This window comes from Cupriavidus alkaliphilus, from assembly GCF_014191175.1.
GTDB classification, from domain to species: Bacteria; Pseudomonadota; Gammaproteobacteria; order Burkholderiales; family Burkholderiaceae; genus Cupriavidus; species Cupriavidus alkaliphilus.
In genome coordinates, this window is record NZ_JACHWE010000003.1 from 55,804 (window position 1) to 71,691 (window position 15,888).

Here is a 15,888-nt window from a genome sequence, read left to right on the forward strand (position 1 = left end):
GCCAATGCAAGGATGCCGCAGGAGCGGGCCACCCGAGGGGTTGGCTTGTGCCGGACGGCCCAGAGAGGATCCGATAGGGACCATGGAACTCACGACCACCATCTTCTACGTCTTTGCGCTGGTGCTGGTGCTCTCCGCACTGAAAGTCATCACCGCGAAGAACCCGGTGCACTCCGCACTGTTCCTCGTGCTGTCGTTCTTCACGGCCGCGGCGATCTGGATGCTGCTGCAGGCGGAATTCCTCGCCATCCTGCTGGTGCTGGTCTATGTCGGCGCGGTGATGGTGCTGTTCCTGTTCGTGGTGATGATGATCGATATCGATATCGAGCACCTGCGCCGCGACTTCTGGACCTACGTGCCGATGGCCTCGATCGTGGGCGCGCTGATCATCGCCGAGATGGCGATCGTGCTGGTGCGCAACTTCATCGGCACCACCACGCCGGTGGTGGCCAGCGGCTCGCAGGAGCCGGGCTACTCGAACACCGCCGCGCTGGGCAAGCTGATCTACACCGACTACATCTACGCCTTCGAAGTGGCCGGCATCATCCTGCTGGTGGCGATCATCGCCGCCGTGGCGCTGACCCTGCGCCGCCGCAAGGACGTCAAGGCCCAGGACGTGTCGGCGCAGCTGCGCACCCGCCGCGACGAGCGCGTGCGCCTGGTGCCGATGGCCGCCGAAGACCAGACCCAGCAGACGGAAGCCGCGGCTGCCGCCAATAAGAACTAAAGCCCGGAGAAATCGCTGTGCTCTCTCTCGCTCATTTCCTCGTGCTCGGTGCGATCCTGTTTGCGATCAGCATCGTCGGCATCTTCCTGAACCGCAAGAACGTGATCGTGCTGCTGATGGCGATCGAACTGATGCTGCTTGCGGTGAACATCAACTTCGTTGCCTTCTCGCATTACCTGGGCGACCTGGCTGGTCAGGTTTTCGTTTTCTTCATCCTCACGGTGGCCGCCGCCGAGTCGGCAATCGGTCTGGCAATCCTGGTGGTGCTGTTCCGCAACCTGGATACGATCAACGTGGACGACATGGACACCCTGAAGTACTGATCCGTGGCGCACTACGTAGATACCCAAGACTCACCGACCGCACACCACTAAGCGTCCTATGGCAACCACGCTCAACCCCAACCTGCTGCTTGCGATCCCGCTGGCGCCGCTAGTCGGCTCCGCGATCGCCGGCCTGTTCGGTACCAAGTTCTTTGGCCTGTTTTCCTCGGAGTCGCGCGGCGGCCGGATCGTGGCCCACACCTCGACGATCCTCGGCGTGGCCATTGCCTGCGTGCTGTCGGTGATGGTGCTGCTCGACGTGATCAACGGCGCGGGCTACAACGGCACGGTCTACGAGTGGATGGCGATCGGCAGCCTGAAGATGGAGGTCGGCTTCCTGGTCGACTCGCTGACCGCGATGATGATGGTGGTGGTGACCTTCGTCTCGCTGATGGTGCATATCTACACCGTCGGCTACATGGACGGGGACCCCGGCTACAACCGCTTCTTCGCCTACATCTCGCTGTTCACCTTCTCGATGCTGATGCTGGTGATGAGCAACAACTTCCTGCAGCTGTTCTTCGGCTGGGAAGCGGTGGGCCTGGTGTCGTACCTGCTGATCGGTTTCTGGTACACCCGTCCGACGGCGATCTTCGCCAACATGAAGGCGTTCCTGGTCAACCGCGTCGGCGACTTCGGCTTCATCCTGGGCATCGGCCTGCTGCTGGCCTACGCCGGCAGCATGAACTACACCGAAGTGTTCGCCGCGCGCGACCAGCTCGCCACCGTGATCTTCCCGGGCACCGACTGGATGATGATCACCGTGGCCTGCATCTGCCTGTTCATCGGCGCGATGGGCAAGTCGGCGCAGTTCCCGCTGCACGTCTGGCTGCCCGACTCGATGGAAGGCCCGACCCCGATCTCCGCGCTGATCCACGCGGCCACCATGGTGACCGCCGGCATCTTCATGGTTGCGCGCATGTCGCCGCTGTTCGAGCTGTCGGACACCGCGCTGTCGTTCGTGCTGGTGATCGGTGCCATCACGGCGCTGTTCATGGGCTTCCTGGGCATCATCCAGAACGACATCAAGCGCGTGGTCGCGTACTCGACGCTGTCGCAGCTGGGCTACATGACCGTGGCGCTGGGCGCTTCGGCCTATTCGGTGGCGGTGTTCCACCTGATGACGCACGCATTCTTCAAGGCGCTGCTGTTCCTCGGCGCGGGCTCGGTCATCATCGGCATGCACCACGACCAGGACATCCGCAACATGGGCGGCCTGCGCAAGTACATGCCCATCACCTGGATCACCTCGCTGGTGGGTTCGCTGGCGCTGATCGGCACGCCGTTCTTCGCGGGCTTCTACTCCAAGGACTCGATCATCGAGGCCGTGGCCGAGTCGCATATCGCCGGTTCGGGCTTTGCCTACTACGCCGTGCTGGCGGGCGTGTTCGTCACCGCGTTCTACTCGTTCCGCATGTACTTCCTGGTGTTCCATGGCAAGTCGCGCTGGGGCCAGAACCACGCGCACCAGCATCATGAGGGCGACCACGAGGACGAGGAAGTCTCGCACGACCACCATCACGGCCTGGCCGCCGGCGAGAAGCCGCACGAGTCGCCGTGGGTGGTGACGCTGCCGCTGGTGCTGCTGGCGATCCCGTCGGTGATCATCGGTGCGATCGCGATCGAGCCGATGCTGTTCGGCAACTTCTTCAAGAACGGCATCGCCTTCAAGGAAGTGATCTTCGTCGGCGAGAACCACCACGCCATGGCCGAACTGAAGGCAGCGTTCCACGGCTGGGTGGCGATGGCGCAGCACTCGCTGACCACGCCCGTGCTGTGGCTGGCCGTCGCCGGGGTGGTGCTGTCGTGGTTCTTCTACATGAAGCGCCCGGATATCCCCGAGGCCATCGCCAATCGCTTCTCGGGCCTGTACAAGCTGCTCGACAACAAGTACTACATGGACGCCATCAACCAGGCCGTGTTCGCCCGCGGCGCACGCCTGCTCGGTACCGGCCTGTGGAAGGGCGGCGACCAGAGCCTGATCGACGGCCTGTTCGTCAACGGCGCGGCGCGCGTGGTGGCATCGTTTGCTTCGGCCAGCCGCTACCTGCAGTCGGGCTATATCTACCACTACGCATTTGCGATGATCGTCGGCATGCTGGTGCTGCTGACGCTGACGGTCACCGGTGTGATCGGCACCAAGTGATAGGCACCAAGTAAGGAAAACATAGAAATGGTTCTGTCTTTCTCAATCTGGCTGCCTGTCTTTTTCGGCCTGCTGATCCTGGCCTTCGGCTCGGACCGCAGCCCTGGCTTCGTGCGGTGGATGTCGCTGTTCGGCTCGATCGCCAGCTTCGTCGTCACGCTGCCGCTGGTGTTCAACTTCGACCGCGCCACCGCGGCGATGCAGTTCGTCGAGAAGGCGAACTGGATCGAGCGCTTCAACATCCACTACCTGCTGGGCGTTGACGGCCTGTCGATGTGGTTCGTGGTGCTGACCGCCTTCATCACGGTGATCGTGGTGATCTCGGCGTGGGAAGTGATCACCGAGCGCGTGGCCGAGTACATGGCCTCGTTCCTGATCCTGTCCGGCCTGATGGTGGGTGTGTTCTGCGCGCTCGACGGCATGCTGTTCTACGTGTTCTTCGAAGCCACCCTGATCCCGATGTACATCATCATCGGCGTCTGGGGCGGCCCGAACCGCGTCTACGCGGCCTTCAAGTTCTTCCTGTACACGCTGCTGGGCTCGCTGCTGACGCTGGTCGCGCTGCTGTACCTGTACAACAAGACCGGCACCTTCGACATCCTGCAATGGCACCAGGCCAAGCTGTCGATGAACGAGCAGATCGCGCTGTTCCTGGCCTTCTTCGTTGCCTTCGCGGTCAAGGTGCCGATGTGGCCGGTGCACACCTGGCTGCCCGACGCCCACGTCGAGGCGCCGACCGGCGGCTCGGTGGTGCTGGCCGCGATCATGCTGAAGCTGGGCGCCTACGGCTTCCTGCGCTTCTCGCTGCCGATCGCGCCTGACGCCAGCCACTATCTGGCCCCGTTCATCATCACCATCTCGCTGATCGCGGTGATCTACATCGGCCTGGTGGCACTGGTGCAGGCCGACATGAAGAAGCTGGTGGCGTACTCGTCGATCGCCCACATGGGCTTCGTCACGCTGGGCTTCTTTATCTTCAGCGACATCGGCGTCGAAGGCGGCATCGTGCAGATGATCTCGCACGGCTTTATCTCGGGCGCGATGTTCCTGTGCATCGGCGTGCTGTACGACCGCGTGCACTCGCGCCAGATCGCCGACTACGGCGGCGTGGTCAACACCATGCCCAAGTTCGCCGCGCTGTCGGTGTTCTTCGCCATGGCCAACTGCGGCCTGCCGGCCACCTCCGGTTTCGTCGGCGAATTCATGGTGATCCTGGGCGCGGTCAAGTTCAACTTCTGGATCGGCCTGCTGGCCGCCACCGCGCTGATCCTGGGCGCCGCCTACTCGCTGTGGATGGTCAAGCGCGTGATCTTCGGCGACGTCGTGCACCAGCACGTGCGCGAGCTGGCCGACCTGAACAAGCGTGAGTTCGTCATGCTCGGCCTGCTGGCCATCATGACGCTGTACATGGGCCTGCACCCGAAGCCCTTTACCGACGTGATGCACCCGTCCGTGGTCAACCTGCTGCAGCACGCGGCGCAGTCGAAGCTGTAATCGGGGAGAGATATCAACATGCAACCGTCCTCGACACTCGCCCCCGTGGCGCCGATCATTTTCCTGGCGATCGCCATCGCCGCGATCAACTGGATCGACCTGGCCCGGGGCAAGGGCAAGCAGAGCGTGGCGTATCCGCTGTCGCTGCTGACCACGCTGGTCTTGACCGCCTGGTTCGGCATGAACGCCGCCACCGGCGAGACCCATTACGCGTTCGCCAACCTGGTCGTGATCGACCCGATGGCCAACGTGCTGTCGGCATTCTGCGCCGCCGGCCTGTTCGTCACGCTGGTCTATACGCGCCGCTACCTGGCCGAGCGCGACATGTTCGCCGGCGAGTTCTACATGCTGGCGCTGTTCACGCTGGGCGGCCAGATCGTGATGATCACCGGCAACAACTTCCTGACCCTGTACCTGGGCCTGGAACTGCTGTCGCTGTCGTCGTACGCGCTGGTGGCGCTGCGCCGCGAGTCGCGCGTGACCTCCGAATCGGCGATGAAGTACTTCGTGCTGGGCGCGCTCGCCTCGGGCTTCCTGCTGTACGGCATCTCGATGATGTACGGCGCCACCGGCTCGCTGAACCTGGGCGAGGTGTTCCGCGCGGTGGAATCCGGCCGCATCAACACCACCATGCTGGCCTTCGGCGTGGTCTTCATCGTCGCCGGCCTGTCGTTCAAGCTGGGCGCCGCGCCGTTCCACATGTGGATTCCGGACATCTACCAGGGCTCGCCGACCGCGGTGACCCTGCTGATCGCCGGCGGGCCGAAGGTGGCGGCGTTCGCGCTGTTCATCCGCGTGCTGGTGGAAGGCCTGCTGCCGCTGGCCAGCGACTGGCAGATGATGCTGGTGGTGCTGTCGATCATCTCGCTGGCGATCGGCAACCTGACCGCCATCGTGCAGAGCAACCTGAAGCGGATGCTGGCGTACTCGACCATCTCGCACATGGGCTTCGTGCTGCTGGGGCTGCTCTCGGGCGTGGTCGCCAACAAGGCTGACGGCGCTGCCGATGCCTACAGCTCGGCGATGTTCTACTCGGTCACCTACCTGCTGACCACGCTGGGCACCTTCGGCATCATCCTGCTGCGCACCAGCAAGGGCTTCGAGGCCGAGACCCTGGAAGACCTGAAGGGCATGTCGCGCCGCAACCCGTGGTTTGCCTTCCTGATGCTGGTGATGATGTTCTCGCTGGCGGGCATCCCGCCGACCGTGGGCTTCTATGCCAAGCTGGCCGTGCTCGACGCGGTGGTCAAGGCCGGCATGACCTGGCTGGCGGTGGTGGCGGTGCTCTTCTCGCTGATCGGCGCGTTCTACTACCTGCGCATCGTCAAGCTGATGTACTTCGACGCCCCCGCCGGCGAAGAGGAACTGGAAGCCACCTTTGGCCTGCGTTCGATGCTGAGCGTGAACGGCGCCGCGGTGATCCTGCTGGGCCTGTTCCCGGCCGCGCTGATGAACCTGTGCTACCAGGCCATCCGCTCGACCCTGGGTTCCTGATCCGCCACGCGACATGAGCGCCTCCGCAAGCGGCTGGTTTGTCATCCTGCTGGCACTGGTCTGTGCGAACCTGCCGTTCGTCAACCAGCGCCTGTTCGTGGTGATCCCGCTGCGGCAGGCGCGCAAGCCGCTGTGGCTGCGCCTGCTCGAACTGGTGGTCTGGTTCGGGGTGGCCGGTGCAGCCGGCTTGGCGGTGGAAGCCAACCTGGGCGGCACCTTTGCGCAGGGCTGGCAGTTCTACGCCATCACCGCCTGCATGATGCTGGTGTTTGCCTTCCCCGGCTTCACCTGGCAATACCTCGTCAAACACCGCACGGCCTGAAGCCGGTCTTGTCGGCGCCGGGCCCTGCCTGATCCGGAGCGTCCATGACCGACAAGTTCCCACGCGGTACCCAATTTCCCGCCGCATCCGACGGCCTGTCCGAGAACGACGACGCACTGAAGGAAGTGTGCGTGGCGTCGGCCACGGTCCATCGCGGCAAGTTCCTCACCCTCAAGCAGGATATCGTCAGACTCCCCGACGGCAAGCAGACCGGGCGCGAGTACGTGGTCCATCCCGGCGCGGTGATGATGATCCCGCTGTTCGACGACGGCACCGTGCTGCTGGAGCGCCAGTTCCGCTACCCGGTAGGCGAGGTGATGCTGGAATTCCCCGCGGGCAAGCTCGATCCCGAAGAGGGCGCGCAGCGCTGCGGCGAACGCGAACTGCTCGAGGAAACCGGTTACCGCGCCGCGCGCTGGGACTACCTGACGCGGATCCATCCCGTCATTTCCTATTCGACCGAGTTCATCGATATCCTGCTGGCGCGCGACCTGACGCACGGCGAGGCGCAACTCGATGACGGCGAATTCCTGGAAACCTTCATTGCGCCGGCGGGACAGGTGATCGACTGGGTCCGCAGCGGCCGCATCACCGACGTGAAGACGATCATTGGCGCGTTCTGGCTGGAAAAAGTGATCTCGGGTGCCTGGCAGCCGGGCGAGCAGCCCATGCCGGCGTATGGGGCGGCACAAGGCTGAGCCGCGCCGCGGAGACGCCGCAGCGTGGTTACGAACGGTCGTTCTAAAAAATTTAGCACGACCGTTCACAAAATTTGGATTCGCGGATAATATAGCTTTTGACGGGCTGGAAAGATCATGAAGGTGCTCGACCTGCGCTGCGCGCATGACCATCGTTTCGAGGGCTGGTTTGCCTCGGAGGAAGAGGCGCAGTCGCAAATCTCGCGTGACCTGGTCCAATGCCCGGTCTGTGGCGACCACGCCGTGACCCGGCTGCCCAGCGCACCGCGCCTGAACCTGTCGGGCGCGACCGCGCGCGAGGGCAAGGCCAGGCCGGCGCCGCCGGCAGCCACACCGGTGACACTGCAAGCGCTCTATATGAAGGCAGTGAAGCAGGTGCTGGCGCAGACCGAGGACGTTGGCGACCGCTTTGCCGAGGAGGCAAGGCGCATGCACTATGACGAGGCGCCGGAACGCGGCATCCGCGGTTCGGCCTCGCCGGAGGAGGTGCAGGCGCTGGCCGAGGAGGGCATCGAGACCTTTCCGCTCGTGGTGCCGGATGCGCTGAAGCAGACGGCTCACTGAATTGCGTCCTGTGCCCGTTGCTGTCGGCGCATGACGCGCAGGCAGAACAAACCGCCGGCGGCCCGCGCCATGCCGGCACCACTGGAGACGGGCATGGATCTCAACTACTCGGCGTCCGACGATGCCTTCCGCGAGGAAGTGCGTAGCTGGCTCGAAGCCAACTTGCCGGCGGACATCCGCAGCAAGATTCTCAACCACCGCCGTCCGAACCGCGACGACCTGGTGCGCTGGCACAAGCTGCTCGCCGGCAAGGGCTGGTCGGCGCCGCACTGGCCGGTGCAGTACGGCGGCACCGGCTGGAACGCCACCCAGCGCCATATCTGGGACGAAGAGAATGCCCGCGTCGGCGCGCCCGGCGTGCTGCCGTTCGGCGTGGCGATGGTCGCGCCGGTGATCATGAAGTACGGCAACGAGCAGCAGAAGTCGTACTACCTGCCGCGCATCCTCGACTGCACCGACTGGTGGTGCCAGGGCTATTCGGAGCCGGGTTCCGGTTCGGACCTGGCCTCGCTGAAGACCCGCGCCGAACTGACCTCCGACGGCAAGCACTACATCGTCAACGGCCAGAAGACCTGGACCACGCTCGGCCAGCACGCCGACATGATCTTCTGCCTGGTGCGCACCGACCCCGAAGCCAAGAAGCAGGAGGGCATCTCGTTCCTGCTGATCGACATGAAGACTCCGGGCATCACCGTGCGCCCGATCATCATGCTCGACGAAGAGCATGAAGTGAACGAAGTCTTCTTCGACAACGTCAAGGTGCCGGTCGAGAACCGCGTCGGCGAAGAGAACAAGGGCTGGACCTACGCCAAGTACCTGCTCGGCCATGAGCGCACCGGCATTGCCCGCGTCGGCAATTCCAAGCGCGAGCTGGGCTTCCTCAAGCGCGTGGCGCGCCAGCAGCAGAAGAACGGCAAGCCGCTGCTGGAGGATCCGGTGTTCGGCGCCAAGGTGGCCGCGCTGGAAATCGAGCTGATGGCGCTGGAGATCACCGTGCTGCGCGTGGTGTCGAGCGAAGCCGCGGGCAAGGGCCCCGGCCCCGAGGCCTCGATGCTGAAGATCAAGGGCACCGAGATCCAGCAACTGCTGACCGAGTTGATGGTCGAGGCGGTCGGCCCGTACGCGCAGCCGTTCGACACCGCCTACCTGGAGTGCGAGACCGAGCACGCCGTCACCGGCTACGACGACGCCGCGCCGCTGGCCGCGTACTACTTCAACTATCGCAAGACCTCCATCTACGGCGGGTCCAACGAAATTCAGAAGAACATCATCAGCCAGATGATTCTGGGGCTGTGAGGAGACACGCATCATGAACTTCAATCTCAGCGACGAACAGAAGCAGCTGGCCGACGCCGTCCGCCGTTTCATCGACAAGGACTACGGTTTCGAGGAGCGCAAGAAGCGCTATGAAAGCGCCGCCGGCCATGGCGAGACCGCATGGGGCGCGCTGGCCGAGCTCGGCCTGACCGCGCTGCCGGTGCCGGAAGCGCAAGGCGGCTTTGCCGGCAAGGCCCTGGACATGATGGTGGTGCAGCAGGAACTGGGCCGCGGCCTGATCGTGGAGCCGTACCTGGCCACCGTGGTGGGCGCCTATGCCCTGGGTCTGGCCGGCGGCCAGGACGCGCTGCTGGAGCAGGTGGCCGGCGGCGAGCTGAAGCTGGCCGCGGCATTCAACGAGCCGCAGGCGCGCTATGAGCTGAACAACGTGCGCGTTACCGCGCGCGACGGCAAGCTCAACGGCCGCAAGACCGTGGTCGTGCACGGGGGCCAGGCCGACAAGCTGATCGTGTCGGCGCGCAGCAGCGGCGGCGATGCCGACCAGGACGGCATCTCGCTGTTCCTGGTGGATGCGAAGGGCGCCGGTGTCAGCATCAAGGACTACCGCACCATCGACAACCTGCGCGCCGCCGACATCACCTTCCAGGACGCGCCGGCGCAACTGCTGGGCGAGGCCGGCACGGCCTTCGCGCTGGTCGAGCAGGTGGCCGACTACGCCGCGGTGCTGCTGTGCGCCGAGGCCGTGGGCGTGATGGACATGCTCAATGCCGCGACGCTGGAATACGCCAAGACGCGCCAGCAGTTCGGCGTGCCGATCGCGCGCTTCCAGGCGCTGCAGCATCGCATGGTCGAGATGTTCATCCATGCGGAGCAGTCGCGCTCGATCACGCTGCTGGCCGCGGCGCGCTTCGAGGAGGCCACGCCGGAAGAGCGCCGCCGCTACGTCTCCGCCGCCAAGGCACGCGTGGGCCAGGCCGCGCGCACGGTCGGCCAGGAGGCGGTGCAGATCCACGGCGGCATGGGCGTGACCAACGAACTGCCGGCCGCGCACATGTTCAAGCGGCTGACCATGATCAACACCACCTTCGGCGACGTGGACCATCACCTGGGCCGGTTCGCCGCCCAGCCGGGGTTCCAGGAAGCTGCCTGATCCGGCCAGTCCAGTCAAAACCGCGCTGCAGTCCAGGCGCGGTTTTTTTCTTTGCGCGCTGTTAGGGGCGGGTTCGGCAAATACGGACGCGCGCGCCGGCCCGCCATGCGATCATCGTGCGGACAAGTCAACCGCCATCCACAACGGAGACACCCCCATGCTGTATTTCGAGGATTTTGAAGTCGGCAGCCGCCGCGAGCTGGGCTCCTACCTCGTCACCGAGGAAGAGATCCTGAGCTTCGCGCGCCAGTACGATCCGCAGCCGTTCCATATCGACAAGGAAGCCGCCGCCAGCAGCATCTACGGCGGCCTGATCTCGAGCGGCTGGATGACGTGCTCGATCATGATGCGCCTGCTGGTGCTGAGCACCACCGGCAAGTCGGCCAGCATGGGCTCGCCCGGCGTCGACGAGATCCGCTGGCTCAAGCCGGTCTATGCCGGCGACACGCTGACGGTGGTGCTGAACGTGCTGGACACCCGTGCGTCGCAGTCCAGGCCCGACCGCGGCATCGTGCATACCCAGTGGGAAGCCACCAACCAGCGCGGCGAGCTGGTGTGCACCGTCAAGGGCATGGGCATGTACGGCCGCCGGCCGGCGTAACCACACTTAACCGTCACGAGGAGACGATCGACATGCGTACCATCGCAACGCTGGAAGAACTGGAAGGGCTGCAGGGCCAGGAGGTCGCGGTCAGCGACTGGATCGAGGTGACCCAGCAGCAGGTCAACCAGTTTGCCGAGGCCACCGGCGACCACCAGTGGATCCACATCGACGTGGAGCGCGCGAAAAAGGAATCGCCCTATGGCGGCCCGATCGCGCACGGCTTCCTGACGCTGTCGCTGCTGCCCAAGTTCATGCACAACGCGCTCAGCATGCCGTCCAAGATCGGCGTCAACTACGGGCTCAACCGGGTGCGCTTTACCGCACCGGTGCCCGTCGGCAGCAAGCTGCGCGCGCGCATCAAGCTGCTCAAGGTCGAGCGCCTGGAGCCGTTGCCGAAGTCGCCCGAACTGGTCGGCGCGCAGTCCACCTGGGAGGTCACGGTGGAGCGCGAGGGCAGCGAGCGCCCGGTGTGCATCGCCGAGTCGATCACCCGCCGTTACGGCTGAGTCGCAGCGCCGCATGCGGCACTGCGACAATATGCCACAGCGCGGTGTCGCACCCCGGAGAGCCGCGCAAAGCGCGGCTTTCTGCATATTTAAGCGTGTTTTTGTGATGTTGACGTGGATCAAAGACAGCGCAGTGCACCAATGCGTTGATTGTCCGTTTAAATGAACAGTGTGTTCCGCATCGTTGGGTTTACCCCTAATGTTGCGTTGCGGTACAGTCGCGCCCACGATGTTTTACGTGTTGCGCCCCCCGGCCGAAAACCGCGCCTGCCCTGACGGCAGGTCCGTCGGGAGGCGCAAAAGCCTCGTATTCCAACGCTACCCGGCCGCTGTACTGAGCCGGGACCGTTCGCGGTTTCGGCCAGGTGCCGCAGCGCCGGCAAGGTCCCACAGGGCCTGCAGCGCGCGCAGTCAGTCCTTCCGTGTTCATGGCGTTGCAAGGCCGCATGGTCCCCGGGCGCAGGATCCGCCCCCAGACCGCAACGCCAGCTAAGGACACGTCCTTCCGGTTTTCCCTCAGCCCCACGCCTCTTGCGCAAGCATCAGGCGGTTTAGCCGCGCTTTTGCCCGAAGCGCGGTGTAACCAAACCAGTCGTGACATGAAGAAACCCATACTGCCGCGGTGGACGCGGTTCCTGCCTTGCCTTGGCCTGCTCCTGCTCGCCGGCTGCAACATGACGCTGCTCGACCCGAAAGGGCAGGTCGGCGTCGACATCAAAGGCATCATCCTGATCGCCACCTGGCTGATGCTGCTGGTGGTGGTGCCGGTGATCGTGCTGACGCTGGTGTTTGCCTGGAAGTACCGCGCCAGCAATACCTCGGCACGCTATGAACCCGACTGGTCGCACTCGACCGCGATCGAAGTGGTGGTGTGGCTGATCCCCTGCCTGATCATCATCGCGCTGGGCATCATCACCTGGAAGTCCTCGCACGACCTCGACCCGTACAAGCCGCTGGAATCGAGCAAGAAGCCGGTTACGGTCGAAGTGGTGGCGCTGAACTGGAAGTGGCTGTTCATCTATCCGGAACTGAACATCGCCACCGTCAACCAGATCGCCTTCCCGGTCGACACCCCGGTGAACTTCAAGATCACCTCGGATTCGATCATGAATTCGTTCTTCATCCCGCAACTGGGCAGCCAGGTGTACGCCATGGCCGGGATGGAAACCAAGCTCCACCTGATCGCCAACGAAGCCGGCAGCTATGACGGCGTGTCCGCCAACTACAGCGGCGGCGGCTTCTCGGGCATGAAGTTCAAGGCCATCGCCATGTCGAACTACGAGTTCGACCAGTGGGTGGCCAAGGTTCGCGCCTCGTCGACCGAACTGGGCGTCGATGGCTACAAGACGCTGGCGCAACCCAGCGAGAAGGAGCCGGTCGCGTACTACGGCAAGGTGGAAGACCAGCTGTTCCGCCACATCCTGCACAAGTACATGGGCCACGGCGGCGCCGCACTGGCCGCCGACGGGTTCAAGGGCGGCCCGATCTGCACGTCGCGCAACACCCTCGGTGAAGAGCAGCTGTCCTTGACCACGCCGGCCGCGCTGCCGGCAGGCGCGTAATCCTGGGAGCAATGATGTTTGGCAAGTTGAGTTTGTCGGCGATTCCGTTTCATGAGCCGATCATCATGGTCGTGCTGGCCGGCGTCGCCCTGGGCGGTGCCGCGCTGCTGGGCGCGATCACCTATTTCAAGAAGTGGGGCTATCTCTGGAACGAGTGGTTCACCTCCGTCGATCACAAGAAGATCGGCGTGATGTACTGCCTGGTGGCGCTGATCATGCTGCTGCGCGGCTTCGCCGACGCGGTCATGATGCGCACCCAGCTGGCGCTGGCCACCAACGGCGCCACCGGCGTGCTGCCGCCCGAGCACTACGACCAGATCTTCACCGCCCACGGCGTGATCATGATCTTCTTCGTGGCCATGCCGCTGATGACCGGCCTGATGAACCTGGTCGTGCCGCTGCAGATCGGCGCGCGCGACGTGGCCTTCCCGTTCCTGAACACGCTGTCGTTCTGGCTGTTCGTGGCGGGCGCCATGCTGGTCAACATCTCGCTGGGCGTCGGTGAGTTCGCCAAGACCGGCTGGCTGGCCTACCCGCCGCTGTCGGGCCTGGACTACAGCCCGGGCGTAGGGGTGGACTATTACCTCTGGAGCTTGCAGATCTCGGGGCTCGGCACCTTGCTGACCGGCGTGAACTTCCTGGTGACGATCCTGCGCATGCGCGCGCCTGGCATGACGCTGATGCGCATGCCGGTGTTCACCTGGACCGCGCTGTGCACCAACGTGCTGATCGTCGCCGCCTTCCCGGTGCTGACCGTGACCCTGGCGCTGCTGGGCCTGGACCGCTACCTCGGCATGCACTTCTTCACGAACGACGGTGGCGGCAACGCCATGATGTACGTGAACCTGATCTGGATCTGGGGCCACCCCGAGGTGTACATCCTGATCCTGCCGGCGTTCGGCATCTTCTCTGAAGTCATCGCCACGTTCTCGGGCAAGAAGCTGTTCGGCTACAAGGGCATGGTGTACGCGACCGCCGCGATCATGGTGCTGTCGTTCATCGTGTGGCTGCACCACTTCTTCACGATGGGCTCGGGCGCCAACGTCAACGCGTTCTTCGGCATCACCACCATGATCATCTCCATCCCGACCGGGGTGAAGATCTTCAACTGGCTGTTCACCATGTACCGCGGCCGCGTGCAGATGACCTCGCCGGTGCTGTGGACCCTGGGCTTCATGATCACCTTCGTGATCGGCGGCATGACCGGCGTGCTGATGGCGGTGCCGGCGGCCGACTTCGTGCTGCACAACAGCCTGTTCCTGATCGCCCACTTCCACAACGTGATCATCGGCGGCGTGCTGTTCGGCTACCTGGCCGGCATCACCTACTGGTGGCCGAAGGCGTTCGGCTTCAAGCTGAACGAGCGCCTGGGCAAGGCTTCGTTCTGGTGCTGGCTGGTGGGCTTCTACTTCGCCTTCATGCCGCTGTACGTGCTGGGCCTGATGGGCATGACCCGCCGCCTGAACCACACCGACAACCCGGCCTGGACGCCGTGGCTGTACCTGGCCGTGGTGGGCGTGGTGTTCGTCGCGCTGGGCATCTTCTTCCAGGTGCTGCAGATCGTGGTGTCGATCCGCGACCGCAAGCAGCTGGCCGACGTGACCGGCGACCCGTGGGGCGGCCGCACGCTGGAGTGGGCCACCTCGTCGCCGCCGCCGTTCTACAACTTCGCGCACACCCCGGTGGTGCGTGACCTGGACGCGTTCGCCGACATGAAGGCCCGCGGCGAGACCCTGCCGACCGAAGGCTACGAGAAGATCCACATGCCCAAGAACACGGGCGCGGGCTTCATCATCGGCGCCTTCAGCCTGGTGTTCGGCTTTGCCCTGACCTGGCATATCTGGTGGCTGGCCATCGTTGGCCTGGTGGGCATGATCTGGGCGTTCATCCACCGCAGCAACGACGACCACATCGACTACTACGTGCCGGCCACCGAGGTCGAGCAGATCGAAACGCGCCATCTGCAGCGCATTGCTTCGCAAGCCTGAGAACCATGTCGACTCAAGTCCTAGACCGCATCCCCGCGCAGGCAGGCGCCCCGGCTCACGCCGGCGCGCACGGCCATGACCATGCGCACCACGATACCAGTGCCAATACGGTGTATGGCTTCTGGATCTACCTGATGAGCGACTGCATCATCTTCGCCGGACTGTTCGCGGCCTTCGCCGTGCTGCGCGGCGAAGTGGCAGGCGGCCCGTCGGCGAAGGAGCTGTTCGAGCTCAACTACGTGCTGGTGGAGACCTTCATCCTGCTGTTCTCGTCGATCACGTACGGGATGGCGATGATCTCGCTGCAGAACCGCAGCCTCAAGCACGTGCAGACCTGGCTCGGCATCACCTTCCTGCTCGGCCTGGCGTTCATGGCGATGGAAATCAACGAATTCCACCACCTGATCGCCGAAGGCGCCGGCCCCGGCCGCAGCGCGTTCCTGTCGTCGTTCTTCACGCTGGTCGGCACCCACGGCCTGCACGTCGCCAGCGGCATGCTGTGGATGATCGTGCTGATGTGGCAGCTGGGCAAGAAGGGCATTACCCCGACGCTCAGCAAGCGCCTGATGTGCCTGTCGCTGTTCTGGCACTTCCTGGACGTGGTCTGGATCGGCGTGTTTACCGTGGTCTACCTGATGGGACATCTGTGATGGCACAACACAACGCACCGGCGGCGCACGGCGCCCACGACTCGCACGCGCACGACAGCCACGCTGGCGGCCACGCCAGCTTCAAGGGCTACGCGATCGGCTTCATCCTGGCCGTGATCCTGACCGTGATCCCGTTCAAGATCGTGATGGACGGCACCATGGACAAGGGCACCATCCTGTGGACCATCCTGGGCATGGCCGTGGTCCAGATGATCGTGCACCTGAAGTACTTCCTGCACCTGGACTCGTCGTCCGAACAGCGCAGCAATGTGATCGCGCTGCTGTTCACGGCGCTGATCCTGGTGATCGTGGTGGCGGGTTCGCTGTGGATCATGCACAACCTGAACGCCAACATGATGGTGATGTAAGGACCGGCGTCCTG

16 protein-coding genes are annotated in these 15,888 nt (G+C 64.2%); all 16 read left to right on the forward strand.

The window, feature by feature from the left end; genetic code table 11:
- Window positions 1-82 precede the first annotated feature (82 nt).
- The 16 genes from FHX60_RS11705 to cyoD all read left to right on the forward strand — a co-directional run bounded on the left by FHX60_RS11705 (window position 83) and on the right by cyoD (window position 15,874).
- On the forward strand, window positions 83-727 hold the full coding sequence (locus tag FHX60_RS11705) for an NADH-quinone oxidoreductase subunit J (RefSeq protein ID WP_092314044.1): 645 nt from the start codon (window positions 83-85) through the stop codon (window positions 725-727).
- Between the two features lie 17 nt (window positions 728-744).
- Window positions 745-1,050, forward strand: a complete 306-nt coding sequence (nuoK, locus tag FHX60_RS11710; RefSeq protein ID WP_029044763.1) for an NADH-quinone oxidoreductase subunit NuoK — start codon at window positions 745-747, stop codon at window positions 1,048-1,050.
- A gap of 58 nt (window positions 1,051-1,108) precedes the next feature.
- Window positions 1,109-3,196, forward strand: coding sequence for an NADH-quinone oxidoreductase subunit L (nuoL, locus tag FHX60_RS11715; RefSeq protein WP_112775294.1), 2,088 nt, complete (start codon window positions 1,109-1,111; stop codon window positions 3,194-3,196).
- 27 nt (window positions 3,197-3,223) lie between these two features.
- Entirely contained in the window at window positions 3,224-4,690 is a 1,467-nt protein-coding gene (locus FHX60_RS11720; protein ID WP_092314040.1) for an NADH-quinone oxidoreductase subunit M, read from the forward strand.
- An 18-nt stretch (window positions 4,691-4,708) separates the two neighbouring features.
- A complete protein-coding gene (gene nuoN / locus FHX60_RS11725; protein ID WP_112775295.1) occupies window positions 4,709-6,184 on the forward strand; it encodes an NADH-quinone oxidoreductase subunit NuoN in 1,476 nt (491 codons plus the stop codon).
- Window positions 6,185-6,197: 13 nt separating this feature from the next.
- Window positions 6,198-6,506, forward strand: a complete 309-nt coding sequence (locus FHX60_RS11730) for a DUF2818 family protein (RefSeq protein ID WP_092314036.1) — start codon at window positions 6,198-6,200, stop codon at window positions 6,504-6,506.
- 44 nt (window positions 6,507-6,550) lie between these two features.
- Complete coding sequence (locus FHX60_RS11735) at window positions 6,551-7,204, forward strand: NUDIX domain-containing protein (RefSeq protein WP_181487003.1); 654 nt, start codon at window positions 6,551-6,553, stop codon at window positions 7,202-7,204.
- Between the two features lie 117 nt (window positions 7,205-7,321).
- Window positions 7,322-7,768: a DUF1178 family protein gene (locus tag FHX60_RS11740; protein WP_092314034.1), complete on the forward strand. Its 447-nt coding sequence runs from the start codon at window positions 7,322-7,324 to the stop codon at window positions 7,766-7,768.
- Between the two features lie 93 nt (window positions 7,769-7,861).
- Complete coding sequence (locus FHX60_RS11745; protein ID WP_092314032.1) at window positions 7,862-9,064, forward strand: acyl-CoA dehydrogenase family protein; 1,203 nt, start codon at window positions 7,862-7,864, stop codon at window positions 9,062-9,064.
- Between the two features lie 13 nt (window positions 9,065-9,077).
- A complete protein-coding gene (locus FHX60_RS11750) occupies window positions 9,078-10,196 on the forward strand; it encodes an acyl-CoA dehydrogenase family protein (RefSeq protein WP_112775296.1) in 1,119 nt (372 codons plus the stop codon).
- A 157-nt stretch (window positions 10,197-10,353) separates the two neighbouring features.
- Window positions 10,354-10,797, forward strand: a complete 444-nt coding sequence (locus tag FHX60_RS11755; RefSeq protein ID WP_092314028.1) for a MaoC family dehydratase — start codon at window positions 10,354-10,356, stop codon at window positions 10,795-10,797.
- 32 nt (window positions 10,798-10,829) lie between these two features.
- A complete protein-coding gene (locus FHX60_RS11760) occupies window positions 10,830-11,306 on the forward strand; it encodes a MaoC family dehydratase (RefSeq protein ID WP_112775297.1) in 477 nt (158 codons plus the stop codon).
- A gap of 599 nt (window positions 11,307-11,905) precedes the next feature.
- Window positions 11,906-12,868: a ubiquinol oxidase subunit II gene (cyoA, locus tag FHX60_RS11765; RefSeq protein ID WP_092314026.1), complete on the forward strand. Its 963-nt coding sequence runs from the start codon at window positions 11,906-11,908 to the stop codon at window positions 12,866-12,868.
- A gap of 14 nt (window positions 12,869-12,882) precedes the next feature.
- Window positions 12,883-14,856 (forward strand): cytochrome o ubiquinol oxidase subunit I, encoded by a 1,974-nt coding sequence (gene cyoB / locus FHX60_RS11770; protein WP_112775474.1) that lies wholly within the window; start codon window positions 12,883-12,885, stop codon window positions 14,854-14,856.
- Window positions 14,857-14,861: 5 nt separating this feature from the next.
- Complete coding sequence (cyoC, locus tag FHX60_RS11775) at window positions 14,862-15,506, forward strand: cytochrome o ubiquinol oxidase subunit III (RefSeq protein ID WP_092314024.1); 645 nt, start codon at window positions 14,862-14,864, stop codon at window positions 15,504-15,506.
- On the forward strand, window positions 15,506-15,874 hold the full coding sequence (cyoD, locus tag FHX60_RS11780; protein WP_012352352.1) for a cytochrome o ubiquinol oxidase subunit IV: 369 nt from the start codon (window positions 15,506-15,508) through the stop codon (window positions 15,872-15,874). The genes cyoC and cyoD overlap by 1 nt, the downstream gene beginning before the upstream one ends.
- Window positions 15,875-15,888: the final 14 nt, after the last annotated feature.

Coding starts and splice junctions, on each gene's coding strand:
- FHX60_RS11705 (WP_092314044.1), top strand. CDS start 83: ATGGAACTCACGACCACCATCTTCTACGTCTTTGCGCTGGTGCTGGTG.
- nuoL (WP_112775294.1), top strand. CDS start 1,109: ATGGCAACCACGCTCAACCCCAACCTGCTGCTTGCGATCCCGCTGGCG.
- FHX60_RS11720 (WP_092314040.1), top strand. CDS start 3,224: ATGGTTCTGTCTTTCTCAATCTGGCTGCCTGTCTTTTTCGGCCTGCTG.
- nuoN (WP_112775295.1), top strand. CDS start 4,709: ATGCAACCGTCCTCGACACTCGCCCCCGTGGCGCCGATCATTTTCCTG.
- FHX60_RS11730 (WP_092314036.1), top strand. CDS start 6,198: ATGAGCGCCTCCGCAAGCGGCTGGTTTGTCATCCTGCTGGCACTGGTC.
- FHX60_RS11735 (WP_181487003.1), top strand. CDS start 6,551: ATGACCGACAAGTTCCCACGCGGTACCCAATTTCCCGCCGCATCCGAC.
- FHX60_RS11740 (WP_092314034.1), top strand. CDS start 7,322: ATGAAGGTGCTCGACCTGCGCTGCGCGCATGACCATCGTTTCGAGGGC.
- FHX60_RS11745 (WP_092314032.1), top strand. CDS start 7,862: ATGGATCTCAACTACTCGGCGTCCGACGATGCCTTCCGCGAGGAAGTG.
- FHX60_RS11750 (WP_112775296.1), top strand. CDS start 9,078: ATGAACTTCAATCTCAGCGACGAACAGAAGCAGCTGGCCGACGCCGTC.
- FHX60_RS11755 (WP_092314028.1), top strand. CDS start 10,354: ATGCTGTATTTCGAGGATTTTGAAGTCGGCAGCCGCCGCGAGCTGGGC.
- FHX60_RS11760 (WP_112775297.1), top strand. CDS start 10,830: ATGCGTACCATCGCAACGCTGGAAGAACTGGAAGGGCTGCAGGGCCAG.
- cyoA (WP_092314026.1), top strand. CDS start 11,906: ATGAAGAAACCCATACTGCCGCGGTGGACGCGGTTCCTGCCTTGCCTT.
- cyoB (WP_112775474.1), top strand. CDS start 12,883: ATGTTTGGCAAGTTGAGTTTGTCGGCGATTCCGTTTCATGAGCCGATC.
- cyoC (WP_092314024.1), top strand. CDS start 14,862: ATGTCGACTCAAGTCCTAGACCGCATCCCCGCGCAGGCAGGCGCCCCG.
- cyoD (WP_012352352.1), top strand. CDS start 15,506: ATGGCACAACACAACGCACCGGCGGCGCACGGCGCCCACGACTCGCAC.